The sequence below is a fragment of the Shewanella sp. JNE2 genome (genome assembly GCF_023159115.1).
GTDB classification, from domain to species: Bacteria; Pseudomonadota; Gammaproteobacteria; order Enterobacterales; family Shewanellaceae; genus Shewanella; species Shewanella putrefaciens.
In genome coordinates this window covers 64565-87090 of the sequence record NZ_CP096169.1, presented here as the reverse complement: position 1 = coordinate 87090, position 22526 = coordinate 64565, and the positions used below count along the sequence as shown (strand labels likewise).

At 42.4% G+C, this 22526-nt stretch carries 22 protein-coding genes; 13 read left to right on the top strand and 9 right to left on the bottom strand.

All coding sequences use genetic code 11. The features are described 5' to 3' along the window. Window positions 1-244: 244 nt before the first annotated feature. The 8 genes from MZ182_RS00375 (at window position 245) to mutM (ending at window position 7290) form a co-directional block, all read left to right on the top strand. A complete protein-coding gene (locus tag MZ182_RS00375) occupies window positions 245-1069 on the top strand; it encodes a substrate-binding domain-containing protein (protein WP_248067670.1) in 825 nt (274 codons plus the stop codon). Then, window positions 1066-1773 (top strand): ABC transporter permease, encoded by a 708-nt coding sequence (locus MZ182_RS00370; RefSeq protein WP_011787493.1) that lies wholly within the window; start codon window positions 1066-1068, stop codon window positions 1771-1773. The genes MZ182_RS00375 and MZ182_RS00370 overlap by 4 nt, the downstream gene beginning before the upstream one ends. A 3-nt stretch (window positions 1774-1776) precedes the next feature. Then, window positions 1777-2487, top strand: coding sequence for an ATP-binding cassette domain-containing protein (locus tag MZ182_RS00365; RefSeq protein WP_248067668.1), 711 nt, complete (start codon window positions 1777-1779; stop codon window positions 2485-2487). Continuing rightward, entirely contained in the window at window positions 2471-3058 is a 588-nt protein-coding gene (mobA, locus tag MZ182_RS00360) for a molybdenum cofactor guanylyltransferase MobA (RefSeq protein WP_248067666.1), read from the top strand. Before MZ182_RS00365 ends, mobA begins: the two co-directional genes overlap by 17 nt. A 33-nt stretch (window positions 3059-3091) precedes the next feature. Then, window positions 3092-4891, top strand: coding sequence for a bifunctional molybdopterin-guanine dinucleotide biosynthesis adaptor protein MobB/molybdopterin molybdotransferase MoeA (locus tag MZ182_RS00355; protein WP_248067664.1), 1800 nt, complete (start codon window positions 3092-3094; stop codon window positions 4889-4891). A gap of 16 nt (window positions 4892-4907) precedes the next feature. Continuing rightward, window positions 4908-5891: a GTP 3',8-cyclase MoaA gene (gene moaA, locus MZ182_RS00350; RefSeq protein WP_011920279.1), complete on the top strand. Its 984-nt coding sequence runs from the start codon at window positions 4908-4910 to the stop codon at window positions 5889-5891. Between the two features lie 95 nt (window positions 5892-5986). After that, window positions 5987-6442, top strand: coding sequence for a hypothetical protein (locus tag MZ182_RS00345; RefSeq protein ID WP_041420695.1), 456 nt, complete (start codon window positions 5987-5989; stop codon window positions 6440-6442). Window positions 6443-6474: 32 nt separating this feature from the next. Further along, a complete protein-coding gene (gene mutM / locus MZ182_RS00340) occupies window positions 6475-7290 on the top strand; it encodes a bifunctional DNA-formamidopyrimidine glycosylase/DNA-(apurinic or apyrimidinic site) lyase (RefSeq protein WP_011920281.1) in 816 nt (271 codons plus the stop codon). Window positions 7291-7350: 60 nt separating this feature from the next. Here the strand turns inward: mutM and MZ182_RS00335 are convergent, their stop codons facing one another. Next, a complete protein-coding gene (locus MZ182_RS00335) occupies window positions 7351-8826 on the bottom strand; it encodes a capsule assembly Wzi family protein (protein WP_011920282.1) in 1476 nt (491 codons plus the stop codon). 90 nt (window positions 8827-8916) lie between these two features. Continuing rightward, window positions 8917-9408, bottom strand: a complete 492-nt coding sequence (gene coaD / locus MZ182_RS00330) for a pantetheine-phosphate adenylyltransferase (RefSeq protein WP_011920283.1) — start codon at window positions 9406-9408, stop codon at window positions 8917-8919. A gap of 379 nt (window positions 9409-9787) precedes the next feature. On the opposite strand from coaD, the gene MZ182_RS00325 reads away from it, so the two are divergent. After that, window positions 9788-11629 carry a DUF3413 domain-containing protein gene (locus tag MZ182_RS00325; protein WP_248067662.1) on the top strand — a complete coding sequence of 614 codons (1842 nt, stop codon included), beginning with the start codon at window positions 9788-9790 and terminating at the stop codon, window positions 11627-11629. A 65-nt stretch (window positions 11630-11694) separates the two neighbouring features. On the opposite strand, the gene rfbC is transcribed toward MZ182_RS00325, so the two are convergent. The 4 genes from rfbC to MZ182_RS00305 form a co-directional block, all read right to left on the bottom strand. Continuing rightward, window positions 11695-12240: a dTDP-4-dehydrorhamnose 3,5-epimerase gene (gene rfbC, locus MZ182_RS00320; protein ID WP_248067661.1), complete on the bottom strand. Its 546-nt coding sequence runs from the start codon at window positions 12238-12240 to the stop codon at window positions 11695-11697. Between the two features lie 45 nt (window positions 12241-12285). Further along, window positions 12286-13170 (bottom strand): dTDP-4-dehydrorhamnose reductase, encoded by an 885-nt coding sequence (gene rfbD / locus MZ182_RS00315; RefSeq protein WP_248067659.1) that lies wholly within the window; start codon window positions 13168-13170, stop codon window positions 12286-12288. A 110-nt stretch (window positions 13171-13280) separates the two neighbouring features. Then, window positions 13281-14048, bottom strand: coding sequence for a glycosyltransferase family 2 protein (locus tag MZ182_RS00310; RefSeq protein ID WP_014609534.1), 768 nt, complete (start codon window positions 14046-14048; stop codon window positions 13281-13283). Window positions 14049-14086: 38 nt separating this feature from the next. Then, window positions 14087-15145: a CDP-glycerol--glycerophosphate glycerophosphotransferase gene (locus MZ182_RS00305; RefSeq protein WP_011920288.1), complete on the bottom strand. Its 1059-nt coding sequence runs from the start codon at window positions 15143-15145 to the stop codon at window positions 14087-14089. A 313-nt stretch (window positions 15146-15458) separates the two neighbouring features. Between MZ182_RS00305 and glf the strand changes: the two genes are divergently transcribed. Then, entirely contained in the window at window positions 15459-16634 is a 1176-nt protein-coding gene (gene glf, locus MZ182_RS00300) for a UDP-galactopyranose mutase (protein WP_011920289.1), read from the top strand. 1 nt (window position 16635) lies between these two features. Beyond that, entirely contained in the window at window positions 16636-17436 is an 801-nt protein-coding gene (locus tag MZ182_RS00295; protein ID WP_011920290.1) for a DUF707 domain-containing protein, read from the top strand. Window positions 17437-17501: 65 nt separating this feature from the next. On the opposite strand, the gene MZ182_RS00290 is transcribed toward MZ182_RS00295, so the two are convergent. Next, window positions 17502-18212, bottom strand: coding sequence for a glycosyltransferase family 25 protein (locus MZ182_RS00290; protein ID WP_248067657.1), 711 nt, complete (start codon window positions 18210-18212; stop codon window positions 17502-17504). Window positions 18213-18282: 70 nt separating this feature from the next. Then, window positions 18283-19326, bottom strand: a complete 1044-nt coding sequence (locus tag MZ182_RS00285; protein ID WP_248067655.1) for a glycosyltransferase family 9 protein — start codon at window positions 19324-19326, stop codon at window positions 18283-18285. 98 nt (window positions 19327-19424) lie between these two features. Between MZ182_RS00285 and MZ182_RS00280 the strand changes: the two genes are divergently transcribed. Beyond that, on the top strand, window positions 19425-20186 hold the full coding sequence (locus tag MZ182_RS00280) for a 3-deoxy-D-manno-octulosonic acid kinase (RefSeq protein WP_248067652.1): 762 nt from the start codon (window positions 19425-19427) through the stop codon (window positions 20184-20186). 45 nt (window positions 20187-20231) lie between these two features. On the opposite strand, the gene waaA is transcribed toward MZ182_RS00280, so the two are convergent. After that, complete coding sequence (waaA, locus tag MZ182_RS00275) at window positions 20232-21497, bottom strand: lipid IV(A) 3-deoxy-D-manno-octulosonic acid transferase (RefSeq protein WP_248067650.1); 1266 nt, start codon at window positions 21495-21497, stop codon at window positions 20232-20234. Between the two features lie 199 nt (window positions 21498-21696). On the opposite strand from waaA, the gene MZ182_RS00270 reads away from it, so the two are divergent. Further along, window positions 21697-22344 carry a TetR/AcrR family transcriptional regulator gene (locus tag MZ182_RS00270; protein ID WP_248067647.1) on the top strand — a complete coding sequence of 216 codons (648 nt, stop codon included), beginning with the start codon at window positions 21697-21699 and terminating at the stop codon, window positions 22342-22344. Window positions 22345-22526 lie beyond the last annotated feature (182 nt).

The following is a 22526-nucleotide window of genomic DNA, read 5'->3' as shown; positions in this document are numbered from 1 at the left end:
TAGCATTGAAACTAAGTAAATAGGTCACTATGAACCACAAGAAGCATGAGCTGCGACAATTTGTCTGCAAAATATTTGTTAAGGCTGCGACAGAGTTCACATTTTAGATCGGCTTGTGATGCAAAAAGTACCATTATCAGTTTGGCATCTAATTTGCTTCCACCCCATCGCATTGCCATTTCTGGAATCACCAACTTAAGTAGGCATTTGAGTTGGAATCCTATTTTTTCGCCAAGGAGTATCCATGCTAAACATGAAATCCCATATGAAGTCACTGTTAGGTCTAGTTGTTACCGCCAGTTTGCTCACAGTGTTACCTGCTCAATCGACAGAAATTATTAAGCTCGCCACCACAACAAGTACCGAAAACTCGGGTTTGTTACAGGATTTACTGCCTAAATTCGAAAGTGAATCTGGTTATAAAGTACAAGTTATCGCAACGGGTACGGGTAAAGCCCTCAAACTGGGCGAGCAAGGGGACGTTGATTTAGTGATGACCCACGCCCCAAGTGCTGAGGCAAAATTTGTGGAAGACGGTTTTGGTGTCGAACCTCGTGGCATCATGGAAAACGATTTTGTGGTATTAGGGCCTAAAAACGATCCTGCAAAACTGCGTGAAAGCAAAACTGCCGAAGAAGCTTTTGCTAAAATTGCAAAATCCGGTTTACCTTTTATCTCTCGCGGTGATAATTCAGGCACTCACATTAAAGAGTTAGAAGTATGGAAAGCAGCGGGTGTAACTCCTGATTTCAAAGGTTATACTTCCGTTGGTCAAGGCATGGGGAAAACCTTACTGATGGCAAACGAGCTACAAGGTTATACTCTGTCGGATCGCGGCACATTCGTCGCTTATAAAACTAAACTGGATCTCAGTGTCGATTTTGATGGGGGTAAAACCTTAGCCAACCCATACCAAGTGATCCTAATCAACCCTGCTAAGTATCCAGATCTGAACCATAAAGGCGCTAAAGCTTTCAGTGATTGGTTAAGCAGTAAAGAAGGTCAAACCATGATTAACAACTTCAAAGTTGAAGGTGAGCAATTGTTCAAGGCAACTTATAGCGAATGAACGACGGTTGGCTAGCCCTGTTACAGCAGGCCCTAAACCTGCTGTTTTCATTGGACCCTGAAGTCTGGTCCATCATTTATGTCTCGTTTTCAGTATCTTTCGCGGCACTGCTAATCACCCTGATCCCGTCGATGGTACTCGGGTTCGTACTGGCATTTGCGCCATTTAGGGGGAAGTGGTTAATCACCAATTTGGTTCAAACACTGCAATCTATTCCCACTGTGGTTATCGGCCTGTTGGTATATTTGCTCCTCACCCGAAATGGCCCTCTGGGCGATTTAAAGTGGTTGTTCACTCAAGAAGGGATGATCCTCGGACAAATGCTCATCTGCGCCCCCGTGCTTATCGCCATGAGCCAAGCCGCCTTTACCAGCGTTGATCGCAGAGCCTGGGAAACCTCTCAAACCTTGGGCGCTTCATGGGTACGTGCCGTATGGACCGTCTGCCGCGAGTTACGCATGCCACTACTTCTAGCGATTGTTGCAGCCTTTAGTCGCATTCTCACAGAAGTGGGCTGCTCAATGATGGTGGGGGGCAATATTCTTAACCTAACTCGTAACATTCCAACAGCTATCGCCCTCGAAACCAGTAAAGGCGATTTCGCCCAAGCTATCGCCCTAGGACTCGTGCTGCTAATCTTATCCTTGATCCTTAACTTTGCCTTAGGTAGTTTACGCGGCAAAGCGATGCCAAGGAGCCATTAAGCTATGACTAATGTCAAACTCGTTGCCCGTGACTTAGAGATGTCTTTTGGTTCACGCCGACTCTTTAACGCCGAGTTACTCGAACTGCGTCAAGGAGATGTCATATATCTTCAAGGCGATAATGGTTCAGGTAAATCAACATTAATGAAAATTTTGGCGGGTTTAATATCACCAACAAAGGGGCAAATTGATACGATTGGTTTTGCCAAAAACAAATGGTGGCAACGTAACCCATTGTTAGGTAAAGCGGTATACCTACACCAGCATCCTTATTTATTTGATGGCACAGTGGAATACAATCTTACCTATGGCCTGAATTTTAGTGCTGAAACAAAAGCTAAGGCGAAACAACGTATCCATCAAGCGACTGAGATGGCACAGCTTGGCTCACTTTTACATGCAAGGGCGAGCAATCTTTCCGGTGGAGAAAGACAAAGGCTTGCGATTGCACGAGCGTGGATCCTGCAACCTAAGTTATTAATGCTGGACGAACCCACCTCGAATATGGATAAGGACTCCCAAGCGTTAGTCCTACAAATGATCCAACAATTAAAACAGGAAGGCGCAGGTATGTTACTTAGTAGCCACCAGAACTGTGCTTTAACCGCCATTTGTGAACAACAATGGCACATAGAAAACGCACTGGTGACCGCCTCTGGTCAACAAACCCATTTTCACGCTGCACAGGGAGTTCTATATGCCATTGCACATTGATGCCGTAATTCTCGCAGGAGGCATGGCCCGCCGCATGGGGGGAGACGACAAAGGCTTAGTCGAACTAAATGGCCAACCCATGATTAAACACACGATTGACAGGATAAAACCTCAGGTTAAGGAGATCCTGATCAACGCAAATCGCAATCAAACACGCTATGCTGAGTTCGGTTTTAAGGTAATCAGTGACGAACATAGCGGTTTTCTTGGCCCTTTAGCGGGTATGCTAGCCGCATTAGGTCAAACTAAAGCGGATTATCTGCTCACCGTTCCCTGTGACAGCCCTCAACTGCCGATGGATCTTGTTGAACGCATGTTAAATGCGATTGAAACTAAAGGCGCTGATATGGCCGTTGCCAGCAACGGTGAGCAAGAACAGCCCGTAGTGCTGCTGATGAAACCAAGCCTTCGCGATTCTATGGAGGCATTCCTCAAAGCTGGGGATCGCAAAATTTTACTTTGGTATGCTAAGCAAAATTACGCTATTGCGACATTTGCCGATCAGCCAAATGCATTTATGAACATCAATACATTAGAAGAAAAACAGCAATTTGCCTTAGACCAAACCTAGTTAAGGCCGAAATAACTCAAATTAGAGGTGCAAATGATTAACCCCTTCGTCAATCCGCTCGCTATTCCCGTTCTCGGATTTTGTGCCTACAGTGGCACGGGGAAAACCACCTTACTCAAGCAATTGATCCCCGAATTAAATGCACGTGGTTTACGCTTAGCCGTCATCAAACATGCACACCACAACTTCGATGTCGATATTCCGGGTAAAGACAGCTACGAAATGCGTAAAGCAGGCGCGAGACAAATGTTAGTCGCCTCACATGTGCGCTGGGCATTGATGACTGAAGATGCGCGCGATGGCGATCCGGAGTTAGTCCACTTGCTAAAACAAATCGAAGCCGACAAAGTGGATATAGTACTGGTAGAAGGTTTTAAAAAACTCGCATTACCTAAAATCGAATTGCATCGTGCCGCCCACGGCAAACCATTTATTTATACCCATGATGAGAACATTCTCGCTATCGCCTGTTGCGATGATACCCAGTTACCCAGTGAACTACTGCGACTGGATATCAATAATGTCAACCAGATAGCTGATTTCGTCGTGGAATATACCCAAAACTGGCAAGCTCCTAACGTTAAACTGCCTATCTCTCCTGTTGATAGCTGCGCTATAGGCAATAGCAAAAACCTCACTGTAAGCCAAGGTTTAGCGCAAATTTTATCTCATGTATCACCCGTGCAAGACATTGAAGAAGTTGGCTTAGATGCTTTAGATAACCGCGTACTCGCGATTGACAGTATTTCGCCTGTCAATGTCCCCCAGCAAACCAACTCAGCAATGGATGGTTATGCCTTTGCCTACCAAGCGCCCATGCCAACCACTTTAACTTTAGTGGGTGAAGTGCTTGCCGGTCATCAATATTCAAATACGCTTAATGTGGGCGAAGCCGTGCGGATTATGACAGGTGCCACAGTGCCCGCTGGCGCTAATACAGTGCAACCACGGGAGCTGGCAAAAGAAGTGGATGGCATAGTTAGTCTAGAAGGCAGCATTGACTTAGGTCAGCACGTTCGTCTTGCGGGTGAAGATATTGCGAAGGGTCAAATCGCACTCCCCAAAGCGACTCGTCTTGGTGCTGCTGAACAAGGTTTGCTGGCTTCTCTTGGCTTAAATTGCATCAGTGTTTATCGCCGTCCAGTTGTTGCTGTATTCTCCACAGGTGATGAAGTCAGCCAGCCGGGTGAGACGCTTAAAGCCAACTGTATCTATGATTCAAACCGTTTCACCATTAAAGCAATGGCAAAGCGTTTAGGTTGTGATGTTCTCGATTTAGGGATTATTGAGGACTCTGAAGCAGCTCTGGAGGCCACACTTGCCAAAGCGGCAAAACAGGCTGATGTTGTTATTAGCTCTGGTGGGGTATCAGTAGGTGATGCGGATTATATAAAAACCGTGCTAGCCCGCTTAGGTAATATCGATTTTTGGCGGATCAACATGCGCCCAGGTCGTCCACTCGCCTTTGGTAAAGTGGGTTCTAGCTTATTTTTCGGTCTACCCGGTAACCCTGTCGCAGTGATGGTCTCCTTCCTGCAATTTGTGCAACCTGCCCTGCGTAAGTTAGGTGGAGAGATAAACTGGCAAGCACCCTTATTTCCCGCCATAAGTGACGAAACGCTACGTAGCCGTGAAGGTCGTACCGAATTTATTCGCGGAATTTATCAGCTTGGTAACGATGGGCGACTGCACGTTCGCAGCACGGGTAACCAAGGTTCTGGCATGCTCAATTCGATGGTGAAAGGAAATTGCCTTATCCTCATTGGTGATGAAGTAGAAACCGTAAGTGCAGGCGAAACTGTGTTTATTCAGCCGTTTGCGGATCTACTTTAGGAGCGAGTAAGCGCTTATGAGTTTAATAGTGGATTCCTTTGGCCGTAAGGTCGAGTACTTGCGCCTTTCCGTCACCGACCGCTGCGATTTTCGCTGCGTATATTGTATGACAGAAAATCCCTGCTTTCTGCCAAGGGATCATGTACTTCACCTCGAAGAACTCGCTTGGATTGCCCAAGCTTTCACTGAACTTGGAGTAACAAAGATTCGCCTAACGGGGGGCGAACCTTTAGTGCGAACCGACTGCGATCAGCTTGTCAGCCTGCTTGGTAAACTCCCTGGGCTGAACGATCTATCTATGACGACGAATGGCTCAAGACTGACAAAATTCGCAAAACCTATGCGCGATGCGGGCCTAAAACGTCTCAACATCAGCTTAGACACGCTTAATCCTGAACTTTTCACGCAATTAACCCGCAATGGAAAGCTGGAGCGCGTAATAGAAGGCATTGATGCGGCGATTGCCGCAGGCTTTGAACGTATCAAGATCAATGCCGTTATTTTAAAAGAACAAAATGACCATGAAGTGCTTGATTTAGTTAATTTCTGCCGTGAACGTGGGTTAGATATTGCCTTTATCGAAGAAATGCCCCTAGGCGAAATGGATGACCGTAAACGGGCGCGTCACTGTAGCAGCGATGAAGTGAAATCCATCATTGAGTCTCGCTATCCGCTACAACTCTCAAACAAACGCACAGGCGGTCCTGCACGTTATTACACTATGGCTGATAGCCCCATTCACATCGGTTTTATCTCTCCCCATAGCCATAACTTTTGCCATGAATGTAACCGTGTACGAGTGACAGTCGAAGGCCAACTATTACTCTGTTTAGGGAATGAACACGCCATTGATCTTAAAAGCATCGTTCGCGAATACCCAGGTGATATTGAGAGACTTAAAGCCGCGATTCTTGCAGGAATAAACCTTAAACCCAAACAACATTATTTTGATAATAATGACGTTCAAATCCTGCGTTTTATGAATGCTACGGGCGGTTAAAAACCACCGACAATATGCCAGACTCACCACAGGGCTAGCATCTCAATTCGAGCGTGATAAACTCAGGTCATCACCCAATCTTATACATGCTTGCTATGGCCTTAACCCGCAAACAATGGAATAACATTATTATTGTCGCCTGTGTTTTTATGGTGGCCATACTCACATTTTTGGATAATAAAACCCGCCATATTCCAACCGAAGCCCAGCGACTCTTTGATGAAAATGCACAGCTTGAACAACTACAAATCGATGATCTTTGGCTGCATAAACAAGCATTTGATTGGCAGTGTGATATCAAAGTACTCAACTGCAGCGAATGGGCAAATGCGTGGCAAAATATACGCGTTTCTCCCTTAGATACCATACCTGAACCCACTGATATCCCACAGGAATTAATCATTCAAATCGTCGATATAAGTCAAACACAGCGCTGGCTTTATTTCACCAATGAAGGCTTACTAAAATCTCCCGCGGATAATTGGTACCAAATACCGCCAAGTTTAAGATCAAAACTACAACCTATTCTCGATGCAAAACCTGCGTCTTAACTTATTCCTATTTAACGATAAAGACAGAGTCCATGCCAGAATTACCAGAAGTTGAAGTCACCCGTCAGGGTATTGCCCCCTTTCTCATTGAGCAAACTGTCTCGGATCTTGTGATACGTAATGGCTCACTACGTTGGCCAGTACCTGATATCGCTAAACACATTATTGGCCAAACCATACGCCAAGTGCGCCGACGTGCTAAATATCTGTTAATCGATACAGATGCAGGCACGACTATCGTCCATTTAGGTATGTCGGGAAGTTTGCGGATCTTGCCGCACAACACTCCCGTTGAAAAACATGACCATATCGACTTAGTGCTCGCCAATGGGCGTATATTACGCTTTAACGACCCTAGACGTTTTGGTGCTTGGCTTTGGTGCGAACTCCCTGAAGAAGCCCATCCATTACTCGCCAAACTTGGGCCAGAACCTTTAACCAATGCCTTTAATGTTAATCAATTAGCCACCGCATTAGCGGGAAAAAAGAAGGCAATTAAACTCTGTTTAATGGATAACCATATTGTCGTCGGTGTGGGGAATATTTACGCTAACGAGGCGCTATTTGCAGCAGGTATTCACCCAGAAGCCGAAGCGGGAAAAATCGATAATGAACGCTTAAGCCTATTAGTTGCTGAGGTGAAGCAAATCTTAGCTCACGCGATAAAGCAGGGAGGAACCACACTGAAAGACTTCACCAATGCTGAGGGTAAACCGGGATATTTTGCTCAAAAACTCCATGTTTATGGTCGAGGCGGCGAAACCTGCACAAACTGTGGAAACCTACTCAGTGAAATCCGTTTAGGCCAACGTACCACCGTTTTTTGTAGTATTTGCCAAACTCGTTGATTTAAAGAATGCCAAGCAGAAGCTTGGCATTCACTTTACTATTTGAAGAGACATTAAGACTCAAAAGCGATACTCAAAATTACTAAAGAAGGTGGCATTGGTATCATTGTCTTGAACATCAAATTCCGATCTTGATACTGTCCCTCCCAAGCTCAACATGCCTTTCCAGACTGGCATTCGATAGGAAAGCTCAAGCATCAATAAATCCTCTTTAGGAGGCTGTGGCGCCCACGTATTAATCACATTGGTACCATCTTTATTGAGTTGAGCATAACGCAGCAGTGAGGTAAAACCGCGGCTATCATTAAACTGCCCTACCAAGCCCAACACAAAGACTTGGGCATCACTATCATAGGTTGAGCCTAATGCACGGCCATAATAGCGAGAACCGCTTAAATAGACAGGATCTTCATAGAAGCAATTTGCACTGTCGCCATCACACTTAACATAGGTGTCAGAGTATTCCATAAACAGCTTAAACTGTTTACTCGATGTACCAAAATGCGTATCTATTCCCCAAAGAGAACCGCAGTCGCTACCATTCTCACAACTACGCTCTAGATATAAGCCCACAGGAATATCCTGCCAAGTGTCGGCATAGCGCATATCGATACTCTGTGTTCTGTGGCCCGCATCGCGGCGCTGATCAAACGCACAATCGTTCGAACCATCAATACAAACTGAATGACTAACAACCGCATCCCACCATGAGCTAACATCACATTCTTGGCCTTCACCACAAAATAATGTCGACCAAGATAATCCCACTTCAATCTGTTTAATCGGCCTTGCACTGAAGCGCATATCCCACTCAGCAGTCTTAGGCACGGCGCGGTCAACTTCCGTTAAGCTAAAGCCCGTTTTAAAGGTCCAAGGGCCAATCCAAGATAACCAAGGTGTTTCTAAGGCAGACGCATTATTACGGCTTAGCGTCAATGATTGCATAGGGCGAGCATTGTTAGAGCGGTGAAGCGCAGAGTCAAACCCCGCTCCCCACCACTGCTCGACCGAACCTAATGTAGCAATCCAATTCCCAAAAATAATCGCAAAATAGGATTCATCGAGACGGAAGTTTTTATCATCTTGGGGATCATAAGTTTCTGCGACTGTGGTTTTATAGGCTATACGCGAACCAAGGTACTCATAGGATGCCAGCGCCTCTCCTTTTTCACGATAATCAGAACCGTAGTGCTGAAAACGTGCAGGATCGGTTGCAGCGGACAGTTTTATCCGTGTATTTCCACGATTATCGACAGCATTGTGATAATAAAAATTAACCCGCGCAAAGGCTTGTACTAATGCAGGTGAAAGTAGCTCAGGTTCAACTTTCGCTAAATCTCCACCAATCCCAGACCACATCAAAGGATAAGTATTGACTGGCACAGTAATAACACCCGCATCAGCTAACGCTTGAATATCGGCTCTAAGATAAATATCTGAGGCATCGACCCAAGGTGCAGCGGTAAGTATTGAAGAAAATAATAGACTAGAGGCAACGCTAGTAGCGAGGATAGTGGGGGTTAAAAAAGCCTTCATAACATCCTTTTAGGTATCGTCGCGAGGTCACAATGCCTCAAGAATAACACAACTTATCTAGGTAAAAACCAAATAGGTTAGCAGCAAAAACTAGGTATTAATCGATGTAAGTTTTGCCGCTAAAGCAGCCGCTACCTCTGGGTGCACAAATTGGCTGACATCACCGCCATGTAAAGCCACTTCTTTTACTAGCGTGGAGGAAATAAAAGAGTTTTCCTCGGCAGGCGTTAAAAACACGCTTTCAAGATCTGGGCTCAATCTACGATTCATATTAGCGAGTTGAAATTCATACTCAAAATCAGACACAGCACGCAAACCACGAACGAGTACGCTGGCTTTTTGCTCCTTGGCAAAATCCACCAATAAACCAGAAAAACCAACCACATCAACATTATCCAGATGCGCAGTAACACGATTAACTAGCTCAACACGTTCTTCTAGGGTGAATCTAGGTTGCTTAGAAGGGTTAGCAGCAATACCAATAGTCACATGTTTAAATAGTTTAGCCGCACGCTCTATCAAGTCCACATGACCATTAGTGATAGGATCGAAAGTTCCTGGATAAATCGCTCTTGTATGCATAGAAAAGTACATCCTCACTGTCATAATTCATTAAAGACACCAAAACACCCTTTCAATCCGTCGCAGACTCAACGTGTGCCCGTTGAATACAATCATTTTTTAACCAATTAATTCTATTGATAAAAACAGCAAAAAAACATAACGATGACTTTAATTTTTAAGCGTATTATATACAAATTCAATACAGATATCTGATAATCGTCACCCAAGCGTAAATCGTTAAAAATGACTTTCGGCACAATCCAAACTAAGGCGCGTAGCTAACCGAATAAAAAAAGTTTAAAATATACAGAATTCAAATGAAATACAAAAAGTTACGATGTTACTTTGCTATTCACAGCAAGAGTCATATTAAGAATCTGCAATTAAAGGTGTTCAAGTGATAGACCACTCCCTTAAATTAAAACTTCATTCTCATGGGGCATTAATACTCGTTAATGCACTCATAGCGATGGTCATTGCTAGCCGCTATTTTGCTTTTTTACCTGAACTACCTAGCGATAGTCTCGGGATTTTCTTCTTGCTTGTGAGTACATTCTCGCAAATGGCTCTACTAGCAGGGATTTTAGGGTTAGTGACACTGCCATTAGTTTATTTACCCACCACATTAAGGCAATGTCTCCAATCCGGATTGGCGGCATTAGCAATTAGCGTCTTAGTCATTGATACCTTTGTCTTTGCCCAATATCGTTTTCATATCAACTCTGTTGTACTCGATCTTATTCTCGCGGGTCAAATTGTCAGTTTCCCGTGGTCAACTTGGGTAATGGTCTGCGTTGGAGTTGGAGTCTTATGGATGGGGGAATGGCTGCTTATCCGTTGGTTAGAAAGCAATCCTTTACGAAAAAAATCATTAAATCGATATTTTTTATCGTTAACTATCATAGCATTACTGTCAACCCATAGTGTACATATCTGGGCGGCAGCAAATGCATACCAGCCCGTCACCCAGCTAAAGCGTTACTTGCCTTTGTTCTATCCTGCAACAGCAAACAGCCTAATGCGTAAATATGGCTATATCAACGAATCGGCTATTGCTCAACAAAAGGCGCTCACCTTAAAAAGTCAAAGTGACTTACGCTATCCCATTGAACCACTGAGTTTTACAGAAGTATCAAAGCCGACCAATATTTTATTGCTCGTGATTGACTCTTGGCGGGCAGATACTTTTAACGCAGAAAATACACCTAACCTGTGGGCGCTCGCACAATCCGGTGTCATCTTTAACCAGCATATCGCTTCTGGCAACTCAACAAGGGCGGGTATTTTTGGTCTTTTTTACGGTATACCTAGTACTTACTGGCACGCCATGTTAGCCAATCAGCAAAGTCCCTTAATCGTAGACCGATTACAACAACTCAACTACCAGATGGGCATCTTTACTGCCGCGCAATTGCACAAACCTGAATTTGATCAAACCGTGTTTGTGAATATTGATAATTTACGTATTGGCTCATCAGGCACAAGCCCATCGGCACTGGATGCGAATCTGGTTAACGATTGGACAGCATGGTATGCACAACGTGATAAACAACGGCCTGTATTTTCATTTTTATTTTTTGACTCGCCACACGGTTACGATTTCCCCAATGATTACCCCCATCACTATGAACCGATGCTAGGTGAAGTAAACTACTTAAAATTGGATAATAACTCGGATCCAGTGCCATTTTTTAATCGCTATAAAAACAGTGTTCACTATGTTGATAGCTTAGCTAAAAACGTATTAGAAACACTTAAGTCATCAGGTGAGCTCGATAACACGCTGGTGATTATTACGGGCGATCATGGCCAAGAAATTAATGATAATAAATTGAATTTTTGGGGCCATAACAGCAATTACACCGACGCTCAAGTGAAAGTGCCATTTGCGATAGTGGGGCCTAAAGTGAATGTTGATAGGATGTCAGAGAATCGCGATAAACTCACAAGTCATCAAGATTTAGTGCCAACAATAATGGAAAACTATCTGGGTGTAACTAGCCCAATTAACCATTATTCAGTTGGAGAAGATCTTCTCAATCAAATAGATGATCGTCCTTGGATCATCTCTTCAAATTATAGTGGTTTCGCAATAATAACTAACGAATCAATTTTAGAGGTAGAAGCCAGTGGCCAGTATGATCTACTGGATAAAATGAATAGACCACTTAAAGATCAGCAACCTAACTTTGACTATTTGAAACAAGCACTCGAACAGCTAAGTCGATTCAATAAGTAAACCCAAAGGATGGCGCAAAAATTATTGGAAAAACCTTACAAGGGGAAACACGTTAACCAATCATCCTAGAGCAAACCCTTAAAATCGAGAAAGGTTTGGGCTTGCTGGTCTTTTAGGGATAATAACGGACTGTTTATAGGCCATTGAATATTCAATTGCGGGTCATCCCAACGGATGGCCCCCTCACTCGCTTGATGATAGTAATCTGTGGTTTTATATAAGCACTCGGCAGTATCACTCAAAGTCAGAAAACCATGGGCAAAGCCCTGAGGGATCCAAAGCTGGCGTTTGTTTTCCGCCGTTAAACTCACACCCAACCATTCACCAAACGTGGAAGAGTTCTTTCTAATATCCACAACAACATCAAACACCTCACCCACAACACAACGTACTAACTTAGCTTGTGCATGGGGTGAACCTTGATAATGCAGGCCACGCAACACACCTTTACTCGACTTTGAATGATTGTCTTGTACAAACTGAACTTGACGACCAATGGCGGCCTCGAATTGCTGTTGGTTAAAACTTTCAAAGAAGAAACCGCGTTCATCACCAAAAACCTTAGGTTCAATGATTTTTACATCGGCTATTTTAGTATCAATAATGTTCATTTTTTCTCAGGAATTGGTCATAAAATCGTGCCGATGTGTAAATACTCACCACTGGTTCAGATTTTTTAACGCTGCTTGCCAGTCACTCGGTGCAATTCCAAACTGCTTCATTATCTTACGGCAATCTAGCTTGGAATTGGCAGGGCGTGTCGCCTGTGTCGGGTAGTCAGTTGTTGTAATGGCATTTACCCGAATTTCTTTATTGATTAATCCCACATCAAATGCCTGCTCAAAAATATATTCAGCAAACTGATGCCAGCTAACATGGGGCTCACCGGAATAATGATAAATACCGAAATTAGCACCGTTTTTTAACCGTATCGCTTTAGTTATAGTGATCAAGCTAGCAGCAATATCTGCCGCATAGGTCGGCCCACCAAACTGGTCTGCAACAACCCCTAACTCATCGTGCGTTTGTGTGAGCCCCAGCATGGTGTTCACAAAATTTTTACCATGCTCTCCGAATACCCAAGCTGTACGCAAAATAATATGACGAGGGCATAGGTTTGCAACCTCAATTTCTCCTGCAAGCTTGCTCTGGCCATATACTCCCAGAGGATCAGGGATATCATCCTCTGTATATAAACCGTGTTTGCGACCAGAAAATACATAATCACTTGAAATATGTAGTATTAATGCACCAACTTGATTTGCAGCCTCAGCGAGATACTTTGGGCCATCACGATTAATTGCATAACACAACTCAATTTCCTGCTCTGCTTTATCCACTGCAGTATAAGCCGCAGCATTGATAATCACATCTGGATGAAATTGATTTACAACGGTATAAACCTGCTCACGGTTTGTGATGTCTAACCGCTCACGCTCTAATGCACATAAAGTAATAGAGAACATAGTCTGCATTTGTGTAACTAAACACCTACCGACCTGACCATTACACCCAGTCACTAATACTTTTATGGCCTGCATATATACCTAAGCCTCAATGGCTAAACGATAAGGGTACAGTTTAAAGTTATTTTTGAGCATAGGTTTATGCTAACGCCGAAATTTGAGCTAATACTAAGTTTAGGTAAAAACTAGCACCGTTTATTTTCAAGTAACCATAATCCAACATATTTATTAAAGTTGACTTGTGCATAGGTCATTGCAACGATAAACCCTACTCGACCATCTAAAAAGCCTCGGCGTAAAAAGTAAATATGTAAAAAAGTCCATAATCCTCTTAAAAGCGCCAACATGAGACCATGGGATTTTTTACCCTTTCGGTGATATTTCTGGGAACCAAGCCAAGCATATTGAGCGGCTTTATTTAAACCATGCCCATAATCACGGTGGGTATAATGTAATAATAATCCTTTTAACTTACCAATATTGCCATCCGCTGGAATCACTGTTTCATGAACTTCATCAAGGGTATAGCGCGCCCCCTCCCGCTTAAATAGCCGTAAAACAGCCCTAGCACTACGCCCATACTTCAATGTTTTACCATAAAGAGTGACTCCCCATGGCAAGCAAAAAGCCGATTCTTTGATCTGTTCCTGTGATAACAACGCAACTAAGGCATTTCGCATCGTGTCATCGAGTGCTTCATCTGCATCAATTGACAATACCCAGTCACAGCTCGTTTGATCCAAAGCCCTTTGCTTTTGTTTACCAAATCCTGGCCAGTCGGTAACAGTAATTTTGTCAGTATATTTTTGACATATCGCGAGAGTGTTATCTGTTGAACCGCTATCAAGCACGATAATTTCATCGGCAATATCTGCGATAGACGCGAGGCAACGCTCTACGCGATCGGCCTCATTCTTGGTGATTAACATAACGGATAACGAGTGCTTCTTCACTTAATAACCTCAAATATCAATTCTTTATAAAAAATGGCCTAGCATTTCCAATAACCTAACTTTCGACGCATTTTAAAATGACGCAATAAATTTTTCGGCTTAGGTTTTAGCCAATCGGTTCCCTTGTCAATCAATGCATCTGTAGCTGCGAGCACACGTAGGCTAGACAGACCATCGCTTGTGGGATGGATCTGGTTACAGTAATCATGGATATGCGCCATTAGATCATCGGGTCGGCTAAGTGCTCTGGCTAATGCAGGCTCAATATCTTCGACTCGGCTAATATCGATTAAATGCTCCTTAGGTGACTGATTTTTAAAGGTCACCACAGGTTTACGTTGCATTAAAAACATCAGTAGAATCGATGATGTATCACATAACATTACGTCCCCAGCCTGCAATAAAGGGATCACATTATCAGTTTCGACAAACTGCAAGTTATCATTTTCTAATGCCTTATACTGCTCAACAATTTTATGATTCATCTTAGGATGGAATTGCACAAGCCAACGCCATTGCCCTTTTTGCGACAATGCTTTTATCTGTTCAAAGACGACAGGCGCGCAAGTCAGACTAGGTGAAAATGTTGAACAAAAGAGTACAACAGGCCTTGGATCATCAGGCTTAATATAGGGATTGTCTGTATTTTCAATAAATAAGGGATCGAGTGCTGGCCAGCCCGTTTCGGCAACTGTAAAAGTACCTAATTTCTTTTCTAGTGCAAGGAAAGGCAACGTAGTGTCGGGGCCTTGGGTACAATATAGGTCAAAGCAATCACGAATTTCGAAGTGATCTTCACGCCCCTTACGATTTATTTTGCCCGCATTAAAGCCATGGAAGACACCAACCTTTACGCCAGGGATAAAGCTTGGCACTACATTACCAGGCACAAATACGGCATCGGGTTTCCATGCTTTTACCGCATCGATATCAGGTAAACGCTTTTCATCTTCTTTGAGATATTTGGGGTCGACTTCATTGCCCTCTAAAAACCAACGGACTTCGTCGCCACGCGCCAGAATCACTTGTTGAAGCGGCCTTAAAATGGCATAGGAATAATTTTGGGAGATATACATTAAGTAACTTCTTGTATTCATCTATACTTATTCCTAGTAAAATCAAACGACTAAAAATCAAAAGTAGTTAAAATGGAATCACCATAAAACAAAAATTCGCCAGCATAATTAATTTATGGACGATAAAAACTAACATTTAAAACACTATAAAGAATTAATCCTATATCTAGGATAGTTTAAACTTTATCGATAAAAGTTGGAATAACATAGGTAGAAAAAGTAAATTAATAACGATAAAAATACAATTAAACTACTAAACGAACACAAAAACCATCGCGGCAAAAGTGACAAAATTAACTAGACATAGGTATAATCCATATATAGCACAAACACAATGAGTAAAGTTATGGGAATGTCTATTGGAATTGCTGGTGCAGGCCTATCAGGTGCAGTTATTGCAAATGAACTGGCTAAAAATGGTTATCAAGTACATGTTTTCGAGCCAAGAGAACATATAGGTGGAAATTGCTTTTCATACCGAGATCAAACTACTGGAGTTATGGTCCATAAATACGGGCCACATATCTTTCATACCAATAACAAGCTTGTATGGGATTATGTTAATAACCTTGTAGAATTTAAACCTTATATCAATAGAGTAAAAGCTCACACTAATGGAGAGGTATTCTCACTACCAATCAACCTACATACAATTAATCAATTTTTTAAAAAACAATTATCACCACTCTTAGCTAAAGATTTTATTAAACAACAATCAGACAGTTCAATTGAGGTGGCTCACTCTTTTGAAGAACAAGCTTTAAAATTTATTGGCAGGCCATTGTATGAGGCTTTTTTTAAAGAATACACACTAAAACAATGGGGCCGTTCACCTTCAGAATTACCTGCGAGTATTTTAAAACGCTTACCTGTTCGATTTAATTATGATGATAATTACTTTAACCATAGCTATCAAGGAATGCCTAAGGATGGTTATACTCCATTAATAGAAAAGTTACTTAATCATAAAAATATCAAAATTTATTTTGGAAAAAAGCTTGAGCGAAGTGAAATTAGAAACTATGACCATGTATTCTTCTCAGGTAAGATTGATGAATACTTTGAGTATCAGTATGGAACCCTAAGTTATAGAACTCTAGATTTCATACCAATTAGAAGTAAAGGTGATTACCAAGGTGCTGCAGTCATTAACTATTGTGATAACGTTGAAAAATTCACTAGAATCTCTGAGCATAAACATTTTGCACCTTGGGAGTCTCATGAAGATACTATTTGCTTTAAAGAATACAGTAGAGAAGCAGATGAAAATGACATCCCATACTATCCGGTTAGATTAGTCAATGATAGCGATATATTAAGTAATTACGTATCATTAGCTCAGAGAGAGGATGGAATTACTTTTGTTGGAAGATTAGGCACATATAGATATTTAGATATGGATGTTACTATTGAGGAAGCTCTCAATACTGCAGATCAATTTATTTCAAATACCGCATCAAAAAGCAAGATGCCTTCTTTCATTTACAACCCAATTTCATTAGAGAATTAAAATGAATAGATATTTAATTATCGCAAGAGTTGGGGACAACTCACTACATCCAACTTGGATTAACAGCGAAAAAAGAAACTTTGATCTTTTTATTAGTTATTTCGGGAATGAAGAAAAAAAATACTCTGAGCATGCTGATTATTATGAACATATGAAAGGAGGGAAATGGCCTATAATATCAAGACTTATAGATAAAAATTGGGAAATAATATCTAAATATGATGCAGTGTGGTTTCCAGATGACGATCTTCTGGTTGATACAAACTCCATTTGTAAAATGTTTGATTTATTTTCAGCTTTTGATTTGTCTCTAGCACAACCTGCACTTAGCATGGATTCCTATTTCTCACATCCATGTTTATTGCAGCAAAAAAAATCTATTATTCGCTTTACAAATTTTGTTGAGGTTATGGCTCCTATTTTTTCTTTATCTAGCTTAGAGAGAGTTAAACACACTTTCTCCCAAAGCAAATCAGGGTGGGGATTAGATTTCTTATGGCCTCATATGATCAATGGTAAAATTGGCATAATTGATGTTACACCAGTCATTCACACTAGACCGATCGGCGGTGAATTGTATAAACTAAACCCAGAATTGTCTCCAAAAATGGATATTGTTAAATTACAAGAAATTTATCCAGATATCATTTTAAATAAGAAATATAAAAAAAATAAGTTCAAAGTTTTCTCACAGATACTTGAGACTAGGACATTGAATGAAAAAATGGCATATTTCAAGGGTAAGGTTCAAGTTGCTTTAGCTAAGAAAGTAAGCAAAGAAACAAAAAAATATGGGGCATAATATCCTATATTAATATGCAGAGTTTAAGTCATGACTATAATAACGAGCCATGACTTAAATAAATTTCAATAAATCAATCTCAATATACGCTCATAACTCCTGAAACATTCGATATATAATTTTTTTACCAGCCCAAGTTTATGTTTTATCTTCCTAGCGCTACCTATTGTAGATGGGAGATTTGCTCTATAACAAATAAAAGGCATAAGACTATAGGCTCTAACCCTATGTAACCATGGTTTTTCCATAAAATCATCTACAGGTTCCACAATACGATCACTTGCTTTAATAAAACATTTGGCCGCATCAGGGGAAACTATATATCCTGTTGTAAAACAAGTATTTTTAGTATAGTGCCCAATAGAATGGAATGTATCTATTTTTTTATCTTCAATAAACTTTCTATCTTTAAGAGGTGCTGATAATTTAATATAACCAAACTCATTTATATGCTGAAACGCAATAGCTAATGTTGCCTTAAAATCATCAGTTAACTCCGCGTGATCTTCAACTATCACTATCGGCTGATTCATTTGAACACATTTTTCCCACAGTAAATAATGACTGGCATAACAGGCAACTTCACTATTTAGTAATTCATATCCTTTACGTTTTTTGGTGACATTGGGCGCAACTCTGTCGGACAAAGTAAACCCTTCTTCCGACGCATCAACAGCATTAAAAAATTCGAATTCAATACCTGCTTTGGCAAACTTAGCAATCATTTGGGTTCTGCGCTCTATTGAGCGCTCTAAGCTAATGACAAATATTTTCATACAAACCTCACACCTATTTTATACGGCTATGCACTTAAAATAACGACAACACTTCCACCAGTCATAGGCCTTAAGTGAGTATCTGCTGAACCACCAGATCAAACTTCTCAATCACAGCATCAACACTGATTAGCGCCATCAAGTGCTCGCCCTTCGCACGGGTGCCCCATTTAACTTCACCGCTTTGTTGTGAAACTATGACCTCATCATAGACACTCACCACAAACTGCTGCGATAGGTAAGGCCCTGTTCGGCCAGGGTTTGAATGGGCATATAAACCAATGACTGGCGTGCCTTGTGTAACCGCCATATGCGCAGGGCCCGTATCCGGAGCTAAGACTAAGCTGGCGCGTTTTAGCAGCGCCAATAATTGAGTTAGACTGGTTTTACCCACTAAATTATCGATTTTAGAGGGACACGCCTGCAAAATTTGCTCGGCTAAATCCTTCTCAAGCTGAGTTGGGCCACCACAAAGCATGACTCTAAATCCTTTGGCAATCGCATGGCTGGCAACGGCGGCATATCGCTCAGGCAGCCAATTGCGCTCAGCCTTACTGGCCGCGGCGCAAATAATAAAGACACTTTCATTGTCTTTAATATGCATTTGTGCAAACTCTGTATCGGCTATCGGAATAGGGATATTCCATTGAGGAGTAAGATCGTTAACACCTATCGCCTTAGCAAACCCCATAAAGCCTTCGAGAACATGGGGCTTAGCTAATGGTTCAACCCTATGATTTGTCACTAACCACTGGCCTTCTTTGGCGCGGGCACGGTCAAAACCTATACGTACTTTTGCTGAAATCGCTAACGATGCCAAAGTCGCGCGTAGCGCCACTTGCATATGCAGCAGTACATCAAAACGTCGTCCTTTTAGTGCCTTACGCAAACTAAAATAACTACGCCACCCTTGGGATTTATCAAAAATAACAAACTCAATGTAGGGTAAATGCTTTAGCAATTGATATTCAAGCTTGCCTATCACCCAAGTGATTTTAAGCTCTGGATATTGCCGCTGAATCGCCTGCACCATAGCCACGGCATGACAGACATCACCGATTGCAGATAACCTAAGTAGACAAAGAGAATTCATGCTATTTGGATTTAAACTCATTGGGATTGAAGCTCATGGCTTTTAAGGTTGTTTAGCGCAAGCCGACGATCTTAATGTAGAATGGCCGCAGGTGCCACGCTTAAGTCAACAATTCTCCGATGAATAGACAGATACAAATCATAAAAACCACCCAAGGTCATATGGCGATTTGCCAGGATACACCAACCAATATTACTCCTGCGTGGTTTTCCGTGGATTTTTGGCGCGCGAAAGATGCCATCGTCGGCTCATCCAAAGGTCGCTATACCACTTGGTTTGTCACATTTGAACACAATCATTGGGTATTACGTCATTATTGGCGCGGTGGCCTTATGGAAAAATTCAGTAAAGATGCTTACGTTTATACAGGCCTAGAAAATACCCGTGCCATGGGCGAGTTACGCTTATTAGACATCCTGTATCGGGAAGATTTTACCGTGCCCAAACCCATTGCAATCAACATAGTACGTGATGGATTATTTTACCGCGCAGATATCATTATCGAACGAGTCGAAGGCGCCGAAGATTTAGTCGCTAAACTCGGCAAAGGTACAATGAGTACAACACAGTGGCAGATGTTGGGTGCCACTATCGCCCAATTCCACCAGCGTGGTGTGTACCATGCTGATCTCAATGCTAAAAATATCTTATTCCAACCAATGCAGGCTGAAGGACAACAGGAACGTTTCTATCTTATTGATTTCGACCGTGGTGAGTTAAAAACACCGAATCCACAATGGCAGAAATCAAATCTCGATAGACTGTTACGCTCCTTTAACAAAGAACAAAGCAAACAACCAAACCTTGCTTTCACTGCTGATAACTGGACAACACTCATGCAAGGCTATCAAGCAGTAATGCAAAGTCCATCAACGCCTTAACTTTGGTAACGTACCAGTTTAAAAGTCCTTCATTGACGAACGGCATTAAGCATTTAATAAGGATTGCACAAGCACAAATTGCCGTTCAAGCGCACCGCGATTTGCCTCGACCACAGCGAGTCCAGCATTCGCGGCCTGCTTACATCGCTCAGGTTCAGCAAAATATTCAATCAAGTTTGCCCCAAGTTCATCTGCCGAAGAAACAATTCTTAGTCCTCCTGCATCCGATAGCATTTGAGTAATTTGGGCAAAATCTCGGTAATTGGGTCCAACCATAACAGGTATGCCCATGGCAATAGGTTCCAATGGATTATGACCACCATGGAGAATCAAACTTCCCCCGACAAAGGCTTGATCCGCCGCACCATAAAAGGTCAATAACTCACCCATGGTATCGCCCACCAGCACTTGAGTCGTTACCGTCACGGGAAGATGATTACTGCGGAGAACTGATTCAAACCCTTGGTTTTTAACTATTTCAGCAATATTAGCAAACTGTTCTGGATGACGCGGGACGATAATCAGCAAAGCATCGGGCCACTGAGCCAATAAGTGCCGATGGGCGGTAAGCATGGCGTCAAACTCACCAGGGTGCACACTCCCCGCGACCCAAATTGGTGATGTTTCACGCCCCCAAGCCTGACGTAACAGTTTAGCGTTGGCTAAACGCTCTGGCGTAATACAGAGATCAAACTTCAAGCTACCGCATACCGTCACTCTGTCTGGCGATACACCTAACTCGACAAAACGCTGCGCTTCCACTTGAGTCTGCACCGCAATAACATCGAATCGCTGCAACATCGGCAGACTAAGTTTAGGATACCGAGCATATTGCGCCGCAGACTTGGCCGAAAGCCTCGCGTTGGCGAGCATCAAACGCACACCTTGTTTGGCCGCAATCGCAACTAAGTTAGGCCACAGCTCAGTCTCCATAATCACACACCACTTGGGCGAAACTTGGCGCAAAAAACGATTCACACACCAAGGTAAGTCAAAGGGGAGATAGCAATGTTGCACCCTATCACCAAAGGCTTTGCGCACTTCGGCAGACCCCGTTGGACTGGTTGTGGTAACCGTAATGCCTAACTCAGGGTGTGATTGCATAATCAAACGGATCAATGGAATGGCTGCCAGCGTTTCCCCCATAGAGACTGAATGGATCAGTAAATCCGTCGATTTTAGTCGAGTTAACCCAAAGCGCTCCCCGCAACGACCGCGGTAATCCGAACTTTTGATCCCACGAAAGGCTAAATAGATAACTAACAAAGGAGATAACAAATATAAAATCGTGGAATAGAGAAAACGATTCATAAAAACGTGCTTATGGGTTTTGCCTGATGAATAGTGGCAATGTTAGCATAATACTCATCGTATTGAATTTTTGTTCATTTTGCGAAATGCAAAAATTGAATGCTGTAGGAACTTAAATTAGGGATAATTTACCAGCAGTATGGCGGTCGTTGGTTAACTCTCTCAATTATGTGGCGCTCACTCGCAATTTGGATCACTTATGAAAACCCGCGACAAAATAATCTATGCCAGCCTTGAACTATTCAACGAGCATGGCGAAAGAAACATCACCACCAACCATATAGCCGCCCATTTAAATATGAGTCCAGGGAATCTTTATTATCATTTCCGCAATAAAGAGGACATTATCCGCTCCATTTTCAGCTTGTATGAAAATCATCTCGAATCGGGTTTCCAACCCTATGAAGATAAGCAAGTGGATGTAGAACTGTTAATCGGCTACTTTGATGCCATGTTTTACACTCTGTGGCAATTCCGTTTTATGTACGCCAATCTTGCCGATATTCTTGCCCGCGACGAAGCATTAAAAAAACGTTATCTGCACGCACAACAACAAGTGTTAACACGCTCCAGTCATGTGTTGCATAAGCTAAAACTCGATGGTTTTTTAAGTGTCGATACTGGCAAAATCACGCCACTCGCGGATACCATAAAAATGATCGTCAGCTTTTGGATTGGTTATCAACTCACTCAATCCAGCACCTCGACCATCACTAAAGCGACCCTCTATGAAGGTGTTTTGAGGGTACTAATGATTTTCAAAGCCTATGCAACACCGACATCCGTCGCGACGTTTACTCGCCTAGAGCAGCACTACCACGCGCTAGCGAATCAAGAATCCCTCTAGCATCATCATAAACGCCTATTGCGCCTACATAGAGAACTCGCATTCGGTACTAAACTCAAAGCAATCATAGTACTGAGTGCGAACTCATTTTTCGCTCTACACCCTTAAAAGAAGACTCTGCCAAACAGTGCCAAACTTATGTTGCACATTAGTTTTTATAATGTAAAAACCACTTTAGCCCT